A 20,644-nucleotide genomic window follows, 5' to 3' on the forward strand; every position below is an offset into this window, starting at 1 on the left:
TATATAATATAAATAAAGGAGCAACAATGAAAGAAAAAACAATTTTAGTTTATTTTGAATTTAAAAACAAAAAAATAAACGATGAAGATATAAAAGAAATGGAAAGTTTGATTGAATCTTCTGGCGGTGAAGTCTGCGCAATTTCAGAAGTTAGAAAAAACTTTATTGATTCAAAATATTACATAGGAAAAGGGAAATGTCTGGAGATTAAAGATGCTGCAAAAAAATTGGACGTAACAACTTTGATATTTAATGTAGAACTATCTGGTTCAAATATAAAAAACTTGGAAGATATAACTGGACTTAAAATAGTAGACAAAACAAATTTAATTTTAGATATATTTGCAAGTAGAGCTAAAACAAAACAAAGTGTGCTACAAGTTGAACTTGCAGAATACAAATACAGACTTCCAAGATTAATTGGATTCAGAGATCACTTATCCAGAACTGGTGGTGGAATTGGAACTAGAGGTCCCGGTGAAACAAAACTTGAAGTAGACAGAAGAACAATCCAAAAGAAAATTGACAATATAAAACGAGAATTAAAAAGTATTGATAAAAGTCAAGAAAACATGAGAAAACAAAGACTAAAATCTGATATAAAAATGGTGAGTATGGTTGGATACACAAATGCTGGTAAGTCTACTTTGTCCAACAAATTGGTGAATTTCTACAAAGATAAGTACACGGAAGAGTTTGAAACAGAGGATTTACTATTTAAAACACTGGACACTACTTTGAGAAAATGTACATTACCAAATAAAAAACAATGCCTTGTAATAGATACCGTTGGATTTATTAAAGATATTCCAACAGATTTAATCGAAGCATTTAAGTCAACGTTATTGGATTTGAAACATTCTGACTTGATTTTATTTATATTAGATTCTTCAAGTTCTGATTTGGACAATCAAATCACTACAACGATGGATATATTAAAAGAATTAAAAGTATTGGACAAACCAATGGTTACGGTATTTAATAAATCTGATAAAAATCCTAACGTGATTTTCCCGTATAATTTGGAAAATAAAGTTAAGATATCAGCTTTTAACGATGAAGACATCGAAATGTTATTGTACAAAATTCAAGAAGAATTATATGGCAATTACAAATGTGTTAAAATGAGATTTGACTACGATCATCAGGACGTTCTGAACACAATTTTACAAAATTTTAAATGTGAAGATGTTTCATACAACAATGAAGATGTACGTCTTAAGGTTGAGATTTCTGAATCAGAGATAGAAAAATACGAGGAATTTATATATGAAAAATTATAGGAGTATTCACAAAAGCATACCTTTTTCTTTTGTAATTAACAAATCGGAATTTATCGGAAATTGTAAGTTTGTTGAAACAGAAAAAGAGGCTTTAGAATTTGTGGATAGTATAAAAACAAAATACCATGATGCAACTCACAATTGTTCTGCATATATCATTGGAGAGGACAAATTAATTCAGAGATTTGACGACGACGGTGAGCCTTCCCAAACAGCAGGGATTCCAATTCTTGAAGTAATTAAAAAAGAAGATTTGACTAATGTTTGTGTAGTTGTTACAAGATACTACGGCGGAATTAAACTTGGAGCTGGTGGTCTTATAAGAGCATACACAAAAGCTTCTAGTGAGTGTTTGAATGAGTCGGTTATTGTAGATAAGAAAATATTTAGAAATTTTCAGATAGAATTTGATTACACCAATGTTGGAAGTATTGAAAATTTTTTGATGAATAATGATATTTACGTAGCTGACAAGCAATATTCAGACAAAGTTGTTTTTCATATTTTATTAGATGAAGATAAATACGAAGAAATAGAAAATAAGTTAATTGATTTAACAAGCGATAACATAAAGTTTACAATGATTGAATTTACTTACCAATCATCTTTAAATGGTAAGTTAATATTTTAAAATGATGTAAATTGTGATAAAATTTGAGGGTGGATTAAAATGAATTACGCAAAATTATGTGAAGATATAACAAAATGGATAAAAGAAGAAGTCGAATCAGCTAATTTAAAAGGAGCGGTTTTTGGAATTAGCGGTGGAATCGACAGCGCTGTATTAGCGTGTTTGTGCAAAAAAGCTTTTGGAGATAACGCGTTAGGTTTGATTATGCCGATAAAAAGCAATCCAAAAGATGAAGAAGATGCTAGAATATTAGCAGAAGCGATTGATTTGAATTGTAAAAAAGTCGATTTGAATGATGGTTTTGATGCATTGATACAAACTTTTGAAAAAACTTCTGAAGAAATGGCAGTATCAAATATTAAGCCAAGACTTAGAATGTTGACGTTGTACTATTATGCTCAAAATAATGGTTATATGGTATTATCCGGATCAAATCGTTCCGAATTTATGACTGGATATTTTACAAAATACGGCGACAGTGGAGCTGATCTTATGCCACTTTTGAATTTATACAAAACAGAAATTTTTGAGATGGCAAAAGTTTTGGGCGTTCCAGATGTAATTATTAATAAAAAACCTAGCGCTGGTTTGTGGGAAGGTCAAACAGATGAAGATGAGTTTGGATTTACTTACGAAGAGCTAGATAATTATTTGATGAATAATTCTGAAACTAAGTCTAAAAATTTGATTGATAAAAAAATTAAACAAAGCGAACATAAAAGAAAATTTGCGAAATCATTTGAGTTCGATAGAAATAAATATTAAGGATGTGATTTTATGTCAGGACATAATAAATGGAGCAAAATAAAAAACAAAAAGGGTAGTGAAGATGCTAGAAGAGGTAAAGTGTTCACAAAAATGGCAAGAGCGATAACTGTTGCTGTTAGAGAAGGTGGAGCTGATCCTGAATATAATCCTAGCTTAAAATCTGTTATAGAAAAAGCTCGTGCGGAAAACATGCCTAACGATAACATCGACAGAGCAATCAAAAAAGCGAGTGGAGATGGAGATTCTGCAAACTATGAAAACATAGTATACGAAGGATATGGTCCAGAAGGAGTTGCAGTTATAGTTGAATGTTTGACAGACAATAGAAATAGAACTGCTTCAGATGTAAGACATTATTTTGATAAATTCGGTGGAAATCTTGGACAAAATGGTTCTGTATCATTTATGTTCCAAAGAAAAGGGCTATTACTAATTGACGCAGAATCCTTGGATGAAGAAGAAGTCATGATGGACAGTTTAGATGCTGGAGCAGAAGATTTTGAAGCTGATGATGGAATTTTTGTAATCAACACAGCAATGGAAGATTTTGCACAAGTAAGAGATACTTTGTTAGATAAGGGATATAAATTCGTAAAATCTGACTTGGTTTATGAACCATCAAATTACGTTAAAATTAACGACGAATCCAATATAGATAAAATGGAAAAATTAATCGATAATCTTGAAGATAGTGATGACGTTCAACAAGTAAGTCATAACTGGGATAACGAATAAAAATGGACAGGGTAGCTTTTTCTATTTTTGGAATAGATATAATGTGGTATGGAATATTGATTACTTTAGGGGTAATTTTGGGCTATGTAGTAGCTGTAAGGTTAGCCAAATTAGAAAATATTTCAGAAAATACCATATTGGACATTTTAGTGTGGGCACTTCCTCTTGCAATTGTAGGAGCGAGGGCATATTATGTGATATTCGAATGGGATTATTATTCCAAAAATTTAGGAGAAATCATCGATATTCGCGGTGGTGGATTAGCGATTTATGGAGGAATAATTGCCGCAGTTATTACTTGTTACGTTATTTGTAAAAAGAAAAATCTTAAATTTTTAAAGTTGCTGGATATTTTTATGCCTGCGATTGCATTGGGACAAGCAATTGGTAGATGGGGTAATTTTATTAACAAAGAAGCCTATGGTACTCCAACTAATCTTCCTTGGGCAATTACAATAGATGGTGTAAAAGTTCATCCTACATTCTTATATGAATCACTAGGAGATTTTATAATATTTTTATTATTGGTGTATATATTTAAAAACAAGAAAAAATTCGATGGACAAATAACAAGTTTGTACATGATTTTATACGGAATATTGAGGTTTTTTGTAGAAGGACTAAGAACTGATAGCTTGTACATTGGAGCATTAAGAGTGAGTCAATTAGTGAGTATTGCAATTGTAATTGCAGGAATAATTTTACAAATTAAATACAAAAAGCAAATTATTAAGTCAGATGAAAAGTAACTCATCTGGCTTTTTACAAATATAAAAGAGGTGATATATTTGTGTTCTAGATTTGAACTGAATATAAGTAAACTTGATTTATTGAAAAGATACAATAAAAAACAAATCACAAAATTTAATCCAACAACAGAAGTATTTCCTGGTCAACAAATTTTAACTTTATGTGACGAATTTGATCATATGAGGTGGGGAATAGATGTTGATTTTATGAAAAAATCTATAATAAATTCTAGAATTGAAAAGATTTATACTTCAAAGTTTTTCAAGGAAGATTTCGAATGCAGAAGATGCTTGATTCCTGCAACTGCTTTTTTTGAGTGGAATCAGAAAAACAAAGATAAGTATAGATTAACTGTTGCGAATCAACAAATATTTTCTATCGCAGGTATTTTCAGAGAATACAAAAGTCAAGAAACAAGTATAAGACATGTGAGTATGCTTACCACAGAAGCAAAAGGATTAATAGCTGAAATTCATACTAGAATGCCAATTATATTGCCGCAATCTTTTGAACAAACATATTTGCACGGAGAAAATTCCAAAGAAATTCACGAGTTTTTGTTGGATAATTTTATTGACTTAGATATGGAAAATTTATCAGACAGTCAATTAACTTTTTTGTAAATTTATGATATAATTTATATGAATATTGAAAAGCGAAGAAAGATAAATAATATAACAATTACAGAGAGTTAATGTGTGGTGAAAATTAACAAGTTATAACGGCAGTCTGGAGCTAATAATTCTAAGAGTGATGTTTTATCATAATTAGGGTGGAACCGCGGAAATTACATTTCGTCCCTGAAGTTTTACTTCGGGGATTTTTTATTATTTAAAAAAATGGAGGGTTTTATGAAAAACGAAGAAAAAACTATGGAGAAAATAGTAAGCTTATGTAAATCAAGGGGAATAATATTTCCTGGTAGTGAAATCTATGGAGGATTATCAAATACTTGGGACTACGGTTCATTAGGTGTTGAAATCAAAAATAATATAAAAAGAGCTTGGTGGAAAAAATTTATCCAACAAAGCCCTTACAATGTTGGTTTGGATGCAGCTATCCTTATGAATCCTCAAACTTGGGTAGTATCTGGTCATGTTGGTGGATTCTCAGACCCATTAATCGACTGTAAAGAATGTAAATCTAGATTTAGAGCTGATAAATTAATTGAAGACTATTTCATGGATGAAAAAAATGAAGAAATAACTGGATTAGACGGAAAATCAGAACAAGAATTATTGGATATTATTGAAAAAGAAAACATAAAATGTCCAGAGTGTGGTAAACACAATTTTACAGATATCAGAAAATTCAATTTGATGTTCAAAACTTTCCAAGGTGTTACTGAAGATAACAAATCAGAAATTTATTTGAGACCGGAAACTGCACAAGGTATTTTTGTGAATTTTAAGAATGTTCAAAGAACTTCAAGAAAGAAAATTCCTTTTGGAATTGGTCAAATCGGTAAATCATTCAGAAACGAAATCACTCCAGGTAACTTTATTTTCAGAACAAGAGAATTTGAACAAATGGAATTAGAATTCTTCTGTGAACCAGGAACTGATTTGGAATGGTTCGAATATTGGAGAAATTTCTGTAAAGAATTCTTATTGAATTTGGGAATGAAAGAAGAAAACTTAAGACTTAGAGATCACGAACAAGAAGAACTATCATTCTACTCAAAAGCTACAACAGACTTTGAATATCTATTCCCATTTGGATGGGGAGAATTATGGGGAATTGCAGACAGAACTGATTACGATTTGTCAAAACACAGCGAAGGTTCTGGAGAAAAGCTAGAATATATGGATCCAACTACAAATGAAAAATACATTCCATATTGTATAGAACCATCTGTAGGTGTAGACAGAATGTTTTTATCTTTCTTGTGTGATGCTTATGAAGAAGAACAATTAGAAGACAACTCTACAAGAACTGTTTTAAAAATTCATCCTGCATTAGCTGCATATAAAGTTGCAGTTCTTCCTTTAACTAAAAAATTAAATGATAAGGCAATGGAAGTTTATAATGAATTAGCTAAGAATTTCATGACTCATTTTGATGATGCTGGTTCAATTGGTAAGAGATATAGAAGAGAAGACGAAGCAGGAACTCCATATTGTGTAACTATTGATTTTGATACTTTAGAAGATAATACCGTTACTATCAGAGATAGGGATACTATGGAACAAAAAAGAATGACAGTTGAAGAAATTATAAAATTTGTTAATAAAGAAATGGAGTTTTAATTATATGACAGAAACATTAAATCCGTTGGAAAATGCAAGATATCAAATTAAAAAAGCTTGCGAAATTTTAAAATTAGACGATAGCGTTTATGAATTATTAAAAGATCCTTACAGAGTCATTGAAATAAATATTCCCGTGAAAATGGATGATGGATCAATGAAAGTGTTTAAGGGCTATAGATCACAACATAATAATGCAATGGGTCCTACAAAAGGTGGTTTGAGATTTAGAGAAGATGTCAACTTGGATGAAGTTAAAGCTTTGTCTATATGGATGACTTTTAAATGCCAAGTAACTAATCTACCTTATGGTGGAGGAAAAGGTGGAATAATTGTAGATCCATCAAAGCTTTCTGAAGGGGAATTGGAAAGATTATCCAGAGGATTTGTTGATGGAATGTATAAGTATTTAGGAGAAGATTTTGATATTCCGGCCCCAGATGTTAATACAAATGGAAAAATTATGAGTTGGATGGCAGATGAGTACAACAAATTAACTGGGACTAATCAAATTGGAACTTTTACTGGTAAACCAATTGAGTTTGGGGGATCATTGGGAAGAACAGAAGCTACAGGATTTTCAGTAGCTTTGAGCGCTAAAAAAGCTGTTCTAAATTTAAATAAAAAATTAGAAGAAACAACTGTTGCATTACAAGGATTAGGTAATGTTGGGATTTATACATTAAAATACGTTCTTGAACATGGCATGAAAGTAAAATATATAATGGAGTATAACAAACAAAGAGGAGTATTTGCAATTTATAAAAAAGACGGATTCAACTTTGATGAATGTTTTAAAATTTCTCAAACTAAAGAAAAAGATTTTGCTAGTATTGAAGGATGCGAAGTAATTTCAACAGAAGATTTCTTCTCAGCAGATGTAGATGTTATTATACCTGCAGCTTTGGAAAATGCAATCACTACAGAAAATGTGAATTTGATAAAAGCAGGAATTATTGTCGAAGGAGCAAATGGACCTATAACTAAGGATGCAGATGAAATCTTAAATGAAAAAAATGTAGTTATTGTTCCAGATATTTTGGCAAACTCTGGTGGAGTCACTGTATCTTATTTTGAATGGGTACAAAATAAAGCAGGATATTATTGGTCTGAGGAAGAAGTCAGAGACAAAGAATATCAATTGATTAATAAATCATTTGATGAAATTTGGGAATTATCTGAAAAGCTTAATATAACATTGAGACAAGCTGCCTATGTAAATTCAATAAAAAAGATTAGCGAGACAATGAAAATACGCGGATGGTATTAATGCAAACACAAATAGAATTTAATGATGAATTAAAACTTACTAAAATTAAACAATCATCTTTTAACCCTACCCACATTTTTGAGTGTGGGCAGGCGTTTAGATGGTACAAAGAAGACGATATGTCCTATACAACTGTTGATGGTGACATGTACTGTAATGTAAGTTTGGTTGGAGATTACGTTTATATCAAAAACTGTTCAGAAGATGATTACTATAAAAAATGGGAAAATTATTTTGATTTGAAAACAGATTATTCAGAAATCAAAGAAAAATTATCTTTCAATGAAACTTTAAAAAACGCATTAGAATATGGTGATGGAATCAGAATATTAAATCAAGATAAGTTTTCTACAATAATTTCATTCATAATCTCAGCAAACAATCAAATACCTAGAATTATGAAATCCGTAAATATAATTTGTGAAAATTACGGAAATTTTTTGGGAGAATTTAACGGTAGAAAATTGTATTCTTTTCCTAAGCCTGAAGATTTAGCAAAGGTACCAGTAGAAGAAATGAGAGAAGTGTGCCGTGTTGGATTCAGAGATAAAAGAATTGTAGATGTGTCAAAAATGGTTGCAAATAACGAGTTTGATATTTTAGAAATAGATAAATTTTCGAATGAAGAATTAAGAAAAGAACTAATCAAACTTCCAGGAGTCGGACCAAAAGTTGCTGATTGTATTATGCTTTTTTCATACAACAGACATAGTACATTTCCAGTTGATGTGTGGATTAAACGAGTTATGGAATTTTTGTTTATTAAAGAAGAAACAAATAAAAATTTAATTGCAAAATACGCGGACGATTTGTTTGGAGATTATGCTGGATATGCACAGCAATATTTATTCTACTATGGAAGAGAAAATACTATCGGAAAATAACTTTGAGAATTTCATCATAGAAAATAGAATTAAAGCAAGAAATATCAAAATAAATTGAGTTATTTGCTTTTAAATGCTAATAAATACGTTTGATTAAAATAAAAACGTGGTTTATTATATAAGAGGATTAACACTCAACAGGTTAGAGTGCTAACAAAAGATTCTGAAGGAGGATATCATGAATTTAAAACCTATTGGTGATAGATTAGTATTAAAAAAACAAGAAAAAGAAGAAGAAAAAACATTCTCTGGAATAGTTCTCCCATCTTCAGCCAAAGAAGCTCCTGTTTATGCAGAAGTAATAGCTATTGGATCTGAAGTAGAAGAAGATGAAAAAATGAAAGGCAATATTAAAGTTGGAGATAAAGTTATATACTCAAAATACGCTGGAACAGAAATAAAACTAGAAGACACAGAATATATCTTAGTTAAATATGAAGATATTCTAGCAGTTGTAGAATAGGAGGATAAATTTTATGGCAAAACAAATCAAATTTTCAGACGATGCTCGTAAAAGCATGGTAGAAGGTATTAATAAATTATCAGATACAGTTAAAGTAACATTGGGACCTAAAGGTCGTAATGTAGTTTTGGATAAAGAATACGGTGCACCATTGATTACAAATGACGGTGTTTCAATTGCAAGAGAAATTGAACTTGAAGATGAATACGAAAACATGGGTGCACAATTAGTAAAAGAAGTTGCTACTAAAACAAATGATGTAGCAGGTGATGGTACCACTACTGCAACACTTTTAGCACAAGCAATTATTAGAGAAGGTTTGAAAAACTTAGCAGCTGGTGCTAATCCAATTGTTTTACAAAAAGGTATCCGAAAAGCTGTTGAAAAATCTGTGGAAGCTATTAAAGCAAGAAGTCACAGTGTTACTACAAAAGAAGAAATAGCAAATGTTGGTAGCGTATCGGCAGCTGATGAAACTATTGGTAAACTAATTGCGGAAGCTATGGAAAAAGTTGGAAACAATGGTGTAATTACTGTTGAAGAATCAAAATCTATGGGAACTACATTAAATGTTGTAGAAGGTATGGAATTCGATAGAGGATATGTATCTCCTTACATGGTTTCTGATTCAGATAAAATGGTAGCAGCAATGGAAGATCCATTTATTTTAGTTACTGACAGAAAAATTACAAATATTCAAGATATTTTACCATTACTTGAACAAGTTGTTCAACAAGGTAAGCCATTATTTATAATTGCTGAAGATGTTGAAGGTGAAGCATTAGCAACATTAGTTTTAAATAAAATCAGAGGAACATTCAACTGTGTAGCAGTGAAGGCACCAGGCTTTGGGGACAGAAGAAAAGAAATGCTTGAAGATATATGTATTTTAACTGGAGCTCAATTGATCACAGAAGATTTGGGAATCGAATTAAAAGATGCATCATTTGATATGCTTGGAAGAGCAAGAAAAGTTAATGTATCAAAAGACAAGACAACTATTGTTGACGGAAATGGTGAACAATCTAAGATAGAAGAAAGAATTAACCAAATTCAAAACAGAATTCCAGAAACTGATTCTGAATATGATAGAGAAAAACTTCAAGAAAGATTAGCAAAATTATCTGGTGGAGTTGCTGTAATTGAAGTTGGAGCAGCTACAGAAACAGAATTAAAAGAAAGAAAATTGAGAATAGAAGATGCACTTGCAGCTACCAGAGCAGCCGTTGAAGAAGGTATTGTAGCTGGTGGTGGAACAGTTCTATTAGATGTTCTAGAAGAAGTTGAAAAACTTGTCGATGAAGTTGAAGGCGATGAAAAAACAGGAGTTAATATAATTCTAAAAGCTTTAGAAGAACCAGTAAAACAAATCGCAATTAATGCCGGAATCGATGGATCTGTTATAGTTGAAAATGTTAAAAATAAAGACAAAGGAATCGGATTTGATGCATACAAAGGCGAATATGTAGATATGTTAAAAGCTGGTATTGTAGATCCAACAAAAGTAACATTATCTGCATTACAAAATGCAGCATCTGTTGCAAGTTTATTATTGACTACAGAAGCAGCAGTCGTTTCAATAAAAGAAGACGAACCAGCTATGCCTCAACCAGGTCCTGGCGCGTATATGTAGACAAATCAAAGGTGAGGATATATTCCTCATCTTTTTTGTAAGAAGAAAACCCCCAGTTAGACTGGGGGTTCAGTATAGCTTTAGCGATGAAAAACCAACAAAAAACCTCCTATGATATATAATTAAATTGTAGTTCGCCAACTGCAATAAAAAATATCAAGGAGGTAAGAAAATGTCATCAATAAATGACAAACATAGTTTATCACATACAAAATGGAACTGTAAATACCATATAGTATTTGCACCGAAATATAGGAGAAAAGAATTTTACGGAAGCAAAAGATTAGAAATAGGACAAATACTTCGAGAATTATGTAGCTGGAAAGAAGTAAACATAATAGAAGCTGAAGTATGCCCAGATCATATTCATATGTTAGTAGAAATACCACCGAAACTATCAGTATCAAGTTTTATGGGATTTTTAAAAGGAAAGAGTAGCATAATGATATATGAAAGATGGGGAAGCTTAAAATATAAATACAGAGGAAGACAGTTTTGGTGTAGAGGATATTATGTAGACACAGCAGGTAAAAATGCAAAAGCAATCCAAGAATATATCCAAAACCAATTAAAACAAGACCAGTTAAGTGAACAACTAACATTTGATGTAGTTGACCCTTTTAAAGGGTAGCAAGTAGAAGTTGCAAGTGGCGGACTAACCAACGCCATTGAGGCGTGGCTGGTAATACAGGCCCTTTGGGTCGCATGAGAAAAACCCCCGGCTACGCCGGGGGATGATTATTTTGCAAGGAACTAAAAATGTTAGTTGAAAATGGATATCGGGTATATATACAATAAGTTGGTGAGATAATGAATAATTACGATTTAATAAATGAAGTGCTTGGAAAAACAAGTGAAGAAATACAAAAAATGAGTCCAATAAATATATTATTGGTTGGAAAAACTGGAGTTGGTAAATCAACGTTAATTAATGGAATGTTTAGAGATAATTTAGTGGAGACTGGAGTTGGAAAGCCTGTCACTAAATATTTGCAAAAAATTACTAAAGAAAATATTCCTATTAATTTATACGACACTCAAGGACTTGAACTTAACTCACAAAATCAAAGAGAAGTTCTTACAGAAATAACAACTTTATTAAAAGATTTAAAACGTCAAGGCGAAAAAGATAGAATTCATTTGGTATATTATTGTATTAACTCAAATGGATCTAGGATAGAAGATTCTGAAATATCTCTTATTAACTCCTTAAAACAGTTCGCACCAGTAATTATAGTCTTAACACAATCTCTAGGAGAAAATTCTGAAAAATTAAAAGAATACATTCAAGATTTGAATTTAGACGTGGCAGATGTTATTGAAATACTTGCAAAGCCATACCGAATTAACGATATGGTCATTGAAGAAAAAGGATTAAAAGAGCTGATGACTAAAAGTTTTGAACTTTTAGATGAGGAAATTAAAAATTCTTTTATTAATGCCCAACATGTCGATATTGATTTAAAAACAAAAACGGCAAGACGTTGGGCAAAAAGATATATAAAAACAGCTTTTGGTATTGGATTTGTTCCTATACCTTTCTCAGATGCATCGATTTTAGTGCCTATGCAAATTGGAATGATAGCTCATATTAATTCTATATTTGGAATATCGATGGATAAACAAAGAGTTGCTTCAATCATAGCGGCGATTGGAGGGACTGGAGGGGCTACTTTTGCAGGAAGATTTATAGTAACAAATGCTTTGAAGTTTATTCCAGGAATAGGTAGCTTGGCTGGTGGATTAATTTCTGCAGCGACTGCATCTATAATGACTACTGCATTAGCCATGAGCTATATAGAAGTGTTGAGTTATATTGCTAAAAGAGAAAAGCTAGGAATTAACATGGATTTTTCTGAAATTGAAAAATTAATGCAAAAAACTTACACAGAATATTTGAAGAATAGGAAGAAGAAAGACGATGAATGATTTAACTAAAAAAGATTTTATTGAAAAATACAAAGATGGAAAATTTGATTTTGCAGTTCAAAATACTTGCAGAGCTGTTGAATACGCAAAGCTTGAAGACTGTTTCAATGTAGCTGAAAGAAATAGAGAACCATCTGATATCATTATCTATGAAGATGATGATATGATTGACTATTTTCACTTTGATGGGTTAAAATATCAAGATTAAAAATCACATAAGTGTGGTATAATAATAATTACAGAGTAGGGTTGATGCGTTTAGTGTAATGGGATAGGGAGTTGCCCATTAACGAAATTATTGCGATATCAATGCCGCTTCCGCTGATAACATGAATTAGTGGGAGCATTATCTTAGAAAAATAGGATAATGCTTTTTTTTGGAGCACTCTCGAGTGCTCCTATATTTTTATAAAAGAGAGGGATTTAAATGGATAAAGAAAAAATTGAACAAGCAGTGTCAATGATAATAGAAGCTATTGGTGAAAATCCAAACAGAGAAGGATTATTGGAAACTCCTCAAAGAGTAGCTAGAATGTACGAAGAAATTTTTAGTGGACTAAACCAAGATGCGAAAGTGCACTTGTCAAAATCTTTTGAAATAGTTGATGATAATATGGTTATAGAAAAGGATATTCCTTTCTATTCTATGTGTGAACATCATTTACTACCATTCTGGGGAAAAGTTAATATTGCTTATATTCCTGATAAAAGAGTTGCTGGTTTATCAAAATTAGCTAGAACTGTTGACGTTTATTCAAAAAAACCGCAATTACAAGAGCGTTTAAATATAGAAATAGCTGATGCATTAATGAAATATTTAAATTGTAAAGGATGTTTGGTTACTATTGAAGCTGAACACATGTGCATGAATATGAGAGGGGTTAAAAAACCAGGTACTTCAACAATGACTTCAGTAGCAAGAGGAGCTTTTGAAGAAGATTTGGATTTGAAAAACGAAGCATACAGATTAATGGGATTATAATGAAAAATACCGACATTGTCCTTAATCACAAATTATTTAATAAAAAAATAAAAAAAATTGAAGATGATGAGAAAACTCGTGTGTTTTGCAAACATGATTTCTCTCATCTTATGGATGTAGCTAGAATCTGCTATATTATTAACTTAGAAGAGAATCTGAATATTGATAAGGATTTAATATATGTTACAGCGCTTTTGCATGATTTGGGAAGAGCTGACGAAGTAGATATAGGGATTAATCACAGTATATTATCACAAGAAATTGCACAAGAAATTTTGAAAGATTTAGATTTTAATGATGAATCAAAGCAACGAATAATAAATGCTATTAAACATCATAGAACTAATGAAGAAAATGACGATAGATTTATAGAGATTTTTTACAAAGCAGACAAGTTATCGAGGATGTGTTTCAGATGTCCTGCTAGAAGTATTTGTAATTGGCCAGAAGAAAAGAAAAATAAAACAGTTATATATTGAAAGGATACAAAATGTTAATTAGAAACAAAGAATTTGATTTTAAAAACGATGCTTATATAATGGGAATTTTAAATGTTACACCGGATTCTTTTTCAGACGGAGGAAAATGGAATGAAGTTGACAGAGCTGTGAAACACGTCGAAGATATGATAAACGAAGGAGCTAGTATCATTGATATTGGTGCTGAATCCACAAGACCAGGACACACTCCTGTATCTTCTGAAGAAGAACTTGAAAGAGTAATTCCTATCATTAGAAAAATAAGAGAAAACTTTGATATTCCAATTTCTTTAGACACATATAAAGCTAATACTTTAAGAGAAGTTGTGAAAGAAGGGGCAGATATTTTAAATGATGTTTGGGGATTGAAATCAGATCCAGAAATGGCACAAACTGCTAAAGAATTAGATATTCCTGTAATATTGATGCACAACAAAGATAATAATAATTACAATGACTTAATGAAAGATTTAAACAGAGAAACATTAGAATCAGTTGAATTAGCGAAAAAAGCGGGAATCAAAGATGAATTAATTATATTGGATCCGGGAGTTGGCTTTGCACTTGATTACGAAAAAGATTTAACCGTTGTAAACAGAATCAAAGAATTTGTCGATTTGGGATATCCTGTTTTATTGGGAACGAGTAGAAAAAGATTTATTGGTAAAGCTATGGGAATAGATGTAGCTACTGAAAGAGATTTTGGAACAGCAATAACAACTGCTATTGGTGTAATGAATGGATGTTCAATTTTCAGAGTTCACAATGTAAAAGAAAGTTATGATGCTATGAGAATGGCTTTGGCTATAAAAAGAGAAGGAAAATAATGGACTACCTTTTAGTAAAAGATTTAGAAATTTACGCTAACCATGGAGTATTTCAATCTGAAAAAGAATTGGGACAAAAATTTTTGGTGACATTAAAAATGGGATACAACATGAAAAAAGGCGCAACTTCCAATAATTTAGAAGATTCAATACACTATGGGGTTTTGAGTAAAGAAATTTACGATTATTTTCGTTCAGAATCCATAGATTTAATAGAAACAGTCGCTTATAAATTGATTGAGTTTATATTTGAAAAATACAAAATCGTACAAGAACTTACTGTAGAAATTAAAAAACCATGGGCTCCAATAAATTTGCCGCTTGATACTGTTAAAGTGACAATTAATAGAAAAAAAAGAAGATATTTTCTGGGAATAGGATCCAACATTGGAGATAAACAAGAATATGTTAATTCTGCTATTGATAGATTGAAAAACACAAATAGTATTGAATTAAAAAACGTGTCTGAAATGTACACTACAAAAGCTTGGGGGAAAACTGATCAGGAAGATTTTCTAAATTGTGCCGTTGAAATAGAATCATACGAAGAGCCAGAAGATTTGCTGAAAATAACTCAACAAATTGAGTTGGATCTTGGCAGAGAAAGACACGAAAAATGGGGACCTAGAACTATAGATATCGACATTCTATTTTGTGATGATGAAATAATATATACTGATGATTTGAAAATTCCACATCCTTATGTTCAAGATAGAAAATTTGTGTTGGAACCTTTGAATGATTTTGCTGAATTTTTGATACATCCTGTCTTAAATAAAACACTCAAGCAATTGCTGAATGAATCAGAAAGCAAATAGAAAATTTGTAAAAACAACGATTTTTAAGTCGTTGTTTTTTTATTTAAAAATACAATAAATGAAAACTTGAAATTATCACATAAAAAATAAGATAAAATCGTGATGAGTAAGTTTCAATTAAAATTTTTCTTTGAATTTTAATAGGCTTTATATTATTATAATATCATAGTAAATTTTTAATTAGGGGGAAATATGATTTTATTTATAGTCGGTATATTAATTTTATTTGTCGGCGGTTATTTTTATGGAAAATACTGCGAAAAAGTATTCCAACCAGACGATAGAATAACACCTGCAACATCAATGGCTGATGGTGTAGACTTTGTCGAAATGAAAAAATGGAAGAATCAACTTATTGAACTTCTGAATATTGCAGGAACTGGACCTATTTTAGGACCGATTCAAGGTATTTTATTTGGGCCTATAGCTTTTCTAACTATTCCAATTGGATGTGTTTTAGCGGGAGCAACTCACGATTATTTCATAGGAATGATGTCTATGAGAAATGAAGGTGCTCAAGTTCCAAAAATGATAAGAAAGTATATGGGAAAAACTACTAATAAAGTTTATAATATTATTATTTGGATATTAATGCTTTTAGTTGGTGTAGTATTTATTTATACTCCAGGAGATTTAATTGTTAATGACATTCTACATATGGATGTCGACGGTGGAATAATTTGGGTTATATATGGAATTATTTTGATTTATTATCTATTAGCTACACTTTTTCCAATTGATAAGATAATAGGAAGAGTTTATCCTGTTTTTGGTGCTATTTTAATAGTCAGTGCTATTGGTGTATTAATCGGTGTTTTCATAGATGGTGGAGCTAATTTGCACAATATTACTGAAGGGGTTTTATTAAGTAAGCATCCTTTGGGTCAAAGTTTTATTCCGGTATTTTTTATCACAGTTGCTTGTGGAATTCTTTCGGGATTTCACGGATCACAAATTACACTTATTTCTAGAACTGTAAAAAATGAACATGAAGGAAGATCCACATTCTACAATATGATGATTGTAGAAGGACTTATAGCTATGTGTTGGGCTTCAGGTGCCATGGTACTATTCAATAGAGGTACAGCACTGGATACTAACGCTACTTTAATGGTTGGTCTAATTTCTAAAACTTTTATGGGCAAAATTGGTGGCTTGTTTGCAATTATAGGAGTAATTGTATTACCAATTACAAGTGGAGATACTGCATTTAGATCGCTTCGTTTAATGATAGGTGAACAATTCAATATAAGTCAGAAATCTGTTAAAAATAGAATTTTGTTAAGCTTACTCATTTATGTTTTTGCTATCGCGATTCTTTATTTTGCCAAGACAAATGGAAATGGATTTAACTTATTATGGAGATACTTCGGTTTTACTAATCAATTGGTAGCTGTATTTGCTTTAATGTTGATTACAGTATATTTATATATCAATAAGAAAAATTACTTTATAACAATGATACCAGGAATGTTTTATGCATTTATAGTTTCAAGTTATATTGCGCATGCTGATTTGGGATTCTCACTTGATAAGAGATTAGGAATGGATGGATACTTAGCAAGTTATATTGTAGGTTTCATATTCGTAGTTTTATTTACAGTATTTGTTATTAAAAAAGGTAAAATTGGACAAACTAAATCAGAATTAATAGGATAATTTTAAAAATCAAGCAGCTAAGTCTGCTTGATTTTTTGTTATTCAAATTAATTGCAGAATTATTGAAATTAAAATATTTTTTTGATATAATTATATTAATAACAATGAATGGAGTGATAATATGGCAAGGGCAAGAGTATCATTAGCTGTTGTTAAGAGACTTCCAAAATATTACAGATATTTAGGAATGATCGAGCAAAAGGGAATAATAAGAGTATCAAGTCAAGAATTGAGCAGCATTACTGGTTTAACTGCTTCTCAAATTAGACAAGATTTAAATCATTTCGGTGGTTTTGGTCAACAAGGATACGGATACAATGTCGAAGAATTAAAATCAGAAATAGAAAAAATTATGGGGATAAACAAATCTTATAAGGCAATTATTTTGGGTTGTGGAAATATTGGGAAAGCCATAATGAACTACAGAGGATTTAAATCTTCAGGTTTTAATATTGTTGATGTATTTGACCATGGAAAAAAGGTAGGTACAAAAATTTCAGATTATGAAATCAAAGATATTGATAAAATTGAAGAGTATCTAAAAGAAAAGAAACCAGAAATAGCTGTTATTGCCCTACCAACAGATGTAGCTCAAGATGTTTGTGATAAGCTAGTTGATGGTGGCATAAAAGGTATTTGGAATTTTGCTTCATTGGATTTGAAATTACCAAAAAATGTTGTATTGGAAAATGTACATCTTGATGAAAGTTTGTACACATTAACATACTACATGAATAATTTGGCAGATTATCCAGGAACTAAAAATTAATTATATTCGGCGTTTTATAACGCCGTTTTTTATTGTAACGAATGTTACAATATTTTTTACGCTTTTATAATATAATTATTGTATAAAAGGAGTGATAATATGGATAGTATATTGGTTTTAGAAAAAGAACACGAAAATATAAGTAAGATAATAGATTTAATGAAAGAAAAGTCAATTGAATTTATCAATAACAAAAATATAAATGTTGAATTTGTCGAATTATTGATTTATATTTTAAAAGAATACGCAGATAAATTTCACCACAGAAAAGAAGAAGAAATATTGTTTAAAAAGATGCAAGAAGATTTGGGTAGAATTGGTGAAGTTATGGTTTTGAATGGAATGTTAGTTGAACACGAAATAGCAAGAGGTATAATTTTTGACCTTGGTCAAAGTATTAAAGAATACGAAAAAGACAGATCGGATGAGAATTTTGTTGAAGTAATAGGAAATCTAATGCGATACAGAAGACATTTACAAAAACACATTGAAAAAGAAAATACAGTGGTGTATCCTTATGGAAAGAACAATTTATCTGATGAGAGATTAAAAGAAGTTGAAGATGAAACTATAAAATTTTTAGAAGAAAATAAAGAAGTTCACATTAATTTGATGAAGAAAATTGATAAATTATTTAATATGTAATGTATGAGAGGAATTAGGTAATAATTCCTTTTTTATTTGCATAAAATGTAATATTATTGTAACAAATACACACCTTTCATTTATGTTATAATTTTATGTGGAAGGTGTTTTATGAAAATATTAATAACTACAGATACATACAGACCGACAATAAATGGAGTTGTAACATCTATTGAATCTTTAAAAAAAGCTTTAGATAGATTAGGACACGATGTTAGGATTTTAACTTTTTCAGATAGTTTTAATTCAAAACAAGAAGGCGACATTTATTATATGGGCTCTTTAGGAGCTGGAAAATTTTATCCAGACGCTAGAATGAATAAGTTATTTTATAATAGATTTTATGAAGATATTATGGATTGGAAACCAGATATAGTTCATTCACAAACAGAATTCACTATGTTTATCCAAGCAAAAAAGATTGCTAAGGATTTGGATATTCCACTTTTGCATACTTACCACACTGTTTACGAGGATTACACTCATTATTTTTCTTTGAATAAAAAGATTGGCAAGGAACTTGCAAAACAATTTACGAAACAAATTATTAAAACTACTGACGGTGTAGTAGTTCCAACTAATAAAATATATAATTTGCTAACAGAATACAATATACACGAAGATATATATGTAGCACCAACTGGAATTAATGTTCATAAGTTATCTGAATGTGACGATTTTGATATACGAAGTGGCTATAAAATTCCTGAAGATAAGCATATAGTACTATTTCTTGGAAGAATCGGAAAAGAAAAAAATATCACTGAAATTCTACAGTATCTTGAAAACATTGATAGAGATGATATTGTGTTCATTATTGCAGGTGCAGGACCATTTCTTTCAGAATTAAAGGATATTTGTTCAAATTCAAAAATAAGAGATAGATTGATATTTACAGGAATGATTGATTCTTCAAAAGTAGGAAACTTTTACTCCAAAGCAGATGTATTCGTATCTGCATCGACATCCGAAACACAAGGCTTGACATTTATTGAGTCAATGGCATGTTCTACACCAATAATTTGTAGGCACGATGACTGCTTGGACGGGGTGTTGATTGATGGTGAAACAGGATTCGGTTACGATACAGAAGAAGAATTTATCGATTATCTAAATCAAATTCTGGACAATGAAAAACTTAGAGATAAAATGGGTAAAAATTGTAAACAATTAGTATATGAAAACTATACTGAAGATTCTTTTGCAAATAAAATTGAGCAGATATATAAAAAGGTAATTGAAAATCATGCAAAATCTGTTCAATAAGATACTTGACGCTGACAACAAAAAATTTCAGATTATTATCCATGTGCTAAATGCAATTGGAATATTACTAAGTATATGCGTTATGATTTACGCATGGAAAACAGGAATACTTAAAGATATCGATAAGTTTCAAGAATTTATGAATCAGTTTGGGAAATTAGCTGTTCTGATGTTTATCTTATTTCAGATTATGCAAGTAATTATCCCAATAATTCCCGGTGGTATAACTTGCCTGGGTGGAGTAATTTTATTTGGATCTTGGATGGGATTTGTATACAATTATGTAAGTATTTGTATAGGATCAATAATTGTATTTTTTATTGGCAGAAAATATGGTACTCCATTGATTATAGCAATTTTTGGAGAAAGGGCATATAACAAATACATCAAAATTCTTACCAAAAAGAACAGATTTGATCATGTATTTGCGGCTTTGATATTTTTTCCAATTGCACCAGATGATATGCTATGTTACATAGCTGGAACAACAAAAATGAAATTCCAAAAATATTTCTGGATAATTATATTAGGAAAGCCTATGTCTATAGCTCTTTATTCATTAGGATTGGAAGTATTATTTAAGAAACTAGTATTAAGGATTTAA

General features: G+C 30.7%; 23 protein-coding genes and 1 riboswitch. All 23 genes read left to right on the top strand.

Translation table 11 applies throughout. The annotated features are described in order from the left end of the window. Positions 1–26 precede the first annotated feature (26 nt). The 23 genes from hflX (at position 27) to DES33_RS02450 (ending at position 20,644) form a co-directional block, all read left to right on the top strand. Positions 27–1,283, top strand: coding sequence for a GTPase HflX (hflX, locus tag DES33_RS02340; protein WP_110057968.1), 1,257 nt, complete (start codon positions 27–29; stop codon positions 1,281–1,283). After that, positions 1,270–1,914, top strand: coding sequence for a YigZ family protein (locus DES33_RS02345; protein WP_110057969.1), 645 nt, complete (start codon positions 1,270–1,272; stop codon positions 1,912–1,914). Before hflX ends, DES33_RS02345 begins: the two co-directional genes overlap by 14 nt. Positions 1,915–1,953: 39 nt before the next feature. Further along, complete coding sequence (locus DES33_RS02350; protein WP_110057970.1) at positions 1,954–2,679, top strand: NAD+ synthase; 726 nt, start codon at positions 1,954–1,956, stop codon at positions 2,677–2,679. Positions 2,680–2,691: 12 nt separating this feature from the next. After that, the gene (locus DES33_RS02355; protein ID WP_110057971.1) at positions 2,692–3,417 is read left to right on the top strand and encodes a YebC/PmpR family DNA-binding transcriptional regulator; all 726 of its coding nucleotides are present in this window, start codon (positions 2,692–2,694) and stop codon (positions 3,415–3,417) included. Between the two features lie 2 nt (positions 3,418–3,419). Continuing rightward, positions 3,420–4,166 carry a prolipoprotein diacylglyceryl transferase gene (gene lgt / locus DES33_RS02360; RefSeq protein WP_110057972.1) on the top strand — a complete coding sequence of 249 codons (747 nt, stop codon included), beginning with the start codon at positions 3,420–3,422 and terminating at the stop codon, positions 4,164–4,166. A gap of 30 nt (positions 4,167–4,196) precedes the next feature. Continuing rightward, entirely contained in the window at positions 4,197–4,790 is a 594-nt protein-coding gene (locus tag DES33_RS02365) for an SOS response-associated peptidase (RefSeq protein WP_227930681.1), read from the top strand. Positions 4,791–5,018: 228 nt separating this feature from the next. Then, positions 5,019–6,416, top strand: coding sequence for a glycine--tRNA ligase (locus DES33_RS02370; RefSeq protein WP_094207239.1), 1,398 nt, complete (start codon positions 5,019–5,021; stop codon positions 6,414–6,416). Between the two features lie 4 nt (positions 6,417–6,420). Beyond that, positions 6,421–7,686, top strand: coding sequence for a Glu/Leu/Phe/Val family dehydrogenase (locus DES33_RS02375; protein WP_094224787.1), 1,266 nt, complete (start codon positions 6,421–6,423; stop codon positions 7,684–7,686). Continuing rightward, a complete protein-coding gene (locus DES33_RS02380) occupies positions 7,686–8,570 on the top strand; it encodes a DNA-3-methyladenine glycosylase family protein (protein WP_094224786.1) in 885 nt (294 codons plus the stop codon). Before DES33_RS02375 ends, DES33_RS02380 begins: the two co-directional genes overlap by 1 nt. 178 nt (positions 8,571–8,748) lie before the next feature. Continuing rightward, positions 8,749–9,033: a co-chaperone GroES gene (locus DES33_RS02385; RefSeq protein ID WP_094207236.1), complete on the top strand. Its 285-nt coding sequence runs from the start codon at positions 8,749–8,751 to the stop codon at positions 9,031–9,033. A 13-nt stretch (positions 9,034–9,046) separates the two neighbouring features. Further along, on the top strand, positions 9,047–10,666 hold the full coding sequence (gene groL, locus DES33_RS02390) for a chaperonin GroEL (protein ID WP_094224785.1): 1,620 nt from the start codon (positions 9,047–9,049) through the stop codon (positions 10,664–10,666). Positions 10,667–10,847: 181 nt separating this feature from the next. Next, complete coding sequence (gene tnpA, locus DES33_RS02395; RefSeq protein ID WP_110058007.1) at positions 10,848–11,297, top strand: IS200/IS605 family transposase; 450 nt, start codon at positions 10,848–10,850, stop codon at positions 11,295–11,297. Between the two features lie 179 nt (positions 11,298–11,476). After that, on the top strand, positions 11,477–12,595 hold the full coding sequence (locus tag DES33_RS02400) for a YcjF family protein (RefSeq protein ID WP_094205785.1): 1,119 nt from the start codon (positions 11,477–11,479) through the stop codon (positions 12,593–12,595). Beyond that, complete coding sequence (locus DES33_RS02405) at positions 12,588–12,803, top strand: hypothetical protein (protein ID WP_094205784.1); 216 nt, start codon at positions 12,588–12,590, stop codon at positions 12,801–12,803. Before DES33_RS02400 ends, DES33_RS02405 begins: the two co-directional genes overlap by 8 nt. 29 nt (positions 12,804–12,832) lie before the next feature. Further along, positions 12,833–12,921: riboswitch (THF riboswitch) on the top strand. A 101-nt stretch (positions 12,922–13,022) separates the two neighbouring features. Beyond that, complete coding sequence (gene folE, locus DES33_RS02410; protein ID WP_094223527.1) at positions 13,023–13,577, top strand: GTP cyclohydrolase I FolE; 555 nt, start codon at positions 13,023–13,025, stop codon at positions 13,575–13,577. Continuing rightward, positions 13,577–14,056 (top strand): HD domain-containing protein, encoded by a 480-nt coding sequence (locus tag DES33_RS02415; protein WP_094224783.1) that lies wholly within the window; start codon positions 13,577–13,579, stop codon positions 14,054–14,056. The genes folE and DES33_RS02415 overlap by 1 nt, the downstream gene beginning before the upstream one ends. An 11-nt stretch (positions 14,057–14,067) precedes the next feature. After that, positions 14,068–14,883, top strand: coding sequence for a dihydropteroate synthase (gene folP, locus DES33_RS02420; RefSeq protein ID WP_094224782.1), 816 nt, complete (start codon positions 14,068–14,070; stop codon positions 14,881–14,883). Continuing rightward, complete coding sequence (gene folK, locus DES33_RS02425) at positions 14,883–15,701, top strand: 2-amino-4-hydroxy-6-hydroxymethyldihydropteridine diphosphokinase (protein WP_094224781.1); 819 nt, start codon at positions 14,883–14,885, stop codon at positions 15,699–15,701. Before folP ends, folK begins: the two co-directional genes overlap by 1 nt. 192 nt (positions 15,702–15,893) lie before the next feature. Continuing rightward, a complete protein-coding gene (locus DES33_RS02430) occupies positions 15,894–17,360 on the top strand; it encodes a carbon starvation CstA family protein (protein ID WP_094224780.1) in 1,467 nt (488 codons plus the stop codon). Between the two features lie 121 nt (positions 17,361–17,481). Beyond that, entirely contained in the window at positions 17,482–18,129 is a 648-nt protein-coding gene (locus DES33_RS02435) for a redox-sensing transcriptional repressor Rex (protein ID WP_094205778.1), read from the top strand. Positions 18,130–18,228: 99 nt separating this feature from the next. Further along, positions 18,229–18,774: a hemerythrin domain-containing protein gene (locus DES33_RS02440; protein ID WP_094224779.1), complete on the top strand. Its 546-nt coding sequence runs from the start codon at positions 18,229–18,231 to the stop codon at positions 18,772–18,774. 111 nt (positions 18,775–18,885) lie between these two features. After that, positions 18,886–20,040, top strand: coding sequence for a glycosyltransferase family 4 protein (locus DES33_RS02445; protein WP_094224778.1), 1,155 nt, complete (start codon positions 18,886–18,888; stop codon positions 20,038–20,040). A gap of 82 nt (positions 20,041–20,122) precedes the next feature. Then, positions 20,123–20,644, top strand: a complete 522-nt coding sequence (locus tag DES33_RS02450; protein WP_249033606.1) for a TVP38/TMEM64 family protein — start codon at positions 20,123–20,125, stop codon at positions 20,642–20,644.

This window comes from Finegoldia magna, from assembly GCF_003182075.1.
GTDB lineage: Bacteria > Bacillota > Clostridia > Tissierellales > Peptoniphilaceae > Finegoldia > Finegoldia magna.

What these genes read in the sequence shown, in the direction of transcription:
- lgt (WP_110057972.1), top strand. Translation starts at nt 3,420, where the DNA reads ATGGACAGGGTAGCTTTTTCTATTTTTGGAATAGATATAATGTGGTAT.
- folP (WP_094224782.1), top strand. Translation starts at nt 14,068, where the DNA reads ATGTTAATTAGAAACAAAGAATTTGATTTTAAAAACGATGCTTATATA.
- DES33_RS02435 (WP_094205778.1), top strand. Translation starts at nt 17,482, where the DNA reads ATGGCAAGGGCAAGAGTATCATTAGCTGTTGTTAAGAGACTTCCAAAA.
- DES33_RS02400 (WP_094205785.1), top strand. Translation starts at nt 11,477, where the DNA reads ATGAATAATTACGATTTAATAAATGAAGTGCTTGGAAAAACAAGTGAA.
- DES33_RS02370 (WP_094207239.1), top strand. Translation starts at nt 5,019, where the DNA reads ATGAAAAACGAAGAAAAAACTATGGAGAAAATAGTAAGCTTATGTAAA.
- DES33_RS02445 (WP_094224778.1), top strand. Translation starts at nt 18,886, where the DNA reads ATGAAAATATTAATAACTACAGATACATACAGACCGACAATAAATGGA.
- DES33_RS02345 (WP_110057969.1), top strand. Translation starts at nt 1,270, where the DNA reads ATGAAAAATTATAGGAGTATTCACAAAAGCATACCTTTTTCTTTTGTA.
- folK (WP_094224781.1), top strand. Translation starts at nt 14,883, where the DNA reads ATGGACTACCTTTTAGTAAAAGATTTAGAAATTTACGCTAACCATGGA.
- DES33_RS02430 (WP_094224780.1), top strand. Translation starts at nt 15,894, where the DNA reads ATGATTTTATTTATAGTCGGTATATTAATTTTATTTGTCGGCGGTTAT.
- DES33_RS02355 (WP_110057971.1), top strand. Translation starts at nt 2,692, where the DNA reads ATGTCAGGACATAATAAATGGAGCAAAATAAAAAACAAAAAGGGTAGT.
- DES33_RS02405 (WP_094205784.1), top strand. Translation starts at nt 12,588, where the DNA reads ATGAATGATTTAACTAAAAAAGATTTTATTGAAAAATACAAAGATGGA.
- DES33_RS02450 (WP_249033606.1), top strand. Translation starts at nt 20,123, where the DNA reads ATGATTTACGCATGGAAAACAGGAATACTTAAAGATATCGATAAGTTT.
- hflX (WP_110057968.1), top strand. Translation starts at nt 27, where the DNA reads ATGAAAGAAAAAACAATTTTAGTTTATTTTGAATTTAAAAACAAAAAA.
- groL (WP_094224785.1), top strand. Translation starts at nt 9,047, where the DNA reads ATGGCAAAACAAATCAAATTTTCAGACGATGCTCGTAAAAGCATGGTA.
- DES33_RS02380 (WP_094224786.1), top strand. Translation starts at nt 7,686, where the DNA reads ATGCAAACACAAATAGAATTTAATGATGAATTAAAACTTACTAAAATT.
- DES33_RS02440 (WP_094224779.1), top strand. Translation starts at nt 18,229, where the DNA reads ATGGATAGTATATTGGTTTTAGAAAAAGAACACGAAAATATAAGTAAG.
- folE (WP_094223527.1), top strand. Translation starts at nt 13,023, where the DNA reads ATGGATAAAGAAAAAATTGAACAAGCAGTGTCAATGATAATAGAAGCT.
- DES33_RS02415 (WP_094224783.1), top strand. Translation starts at nt 13,577, where the DNA reads ATGAAAAATACCGACATTGTCCTTAATCACAAATTATTTAATAAAAAA.
- DES33_RS02375 (WP_094224787.1), top strand. Translation starts at nt 6,421, where the DNA reads ATGACAGAAACATTAAATCCGTTGGAAAATGCAAGATATCAAATTAAA.
- DES33_RS02350 (WP_110057970.1), top strand. Translation starts at nt 1,954, where the DNA reads ATGAATTACGCAAAATTATGTGAAGATATAACAAAATGGATAAAAGAA.
- DES33_RS02385 (WP_094207236.1), top strand. Translation starts at nt 8,749, where the DNA reads ATGAATTTAAAACCTATTGGTGATAGATTAGTATTAAAAAAACAAGAA.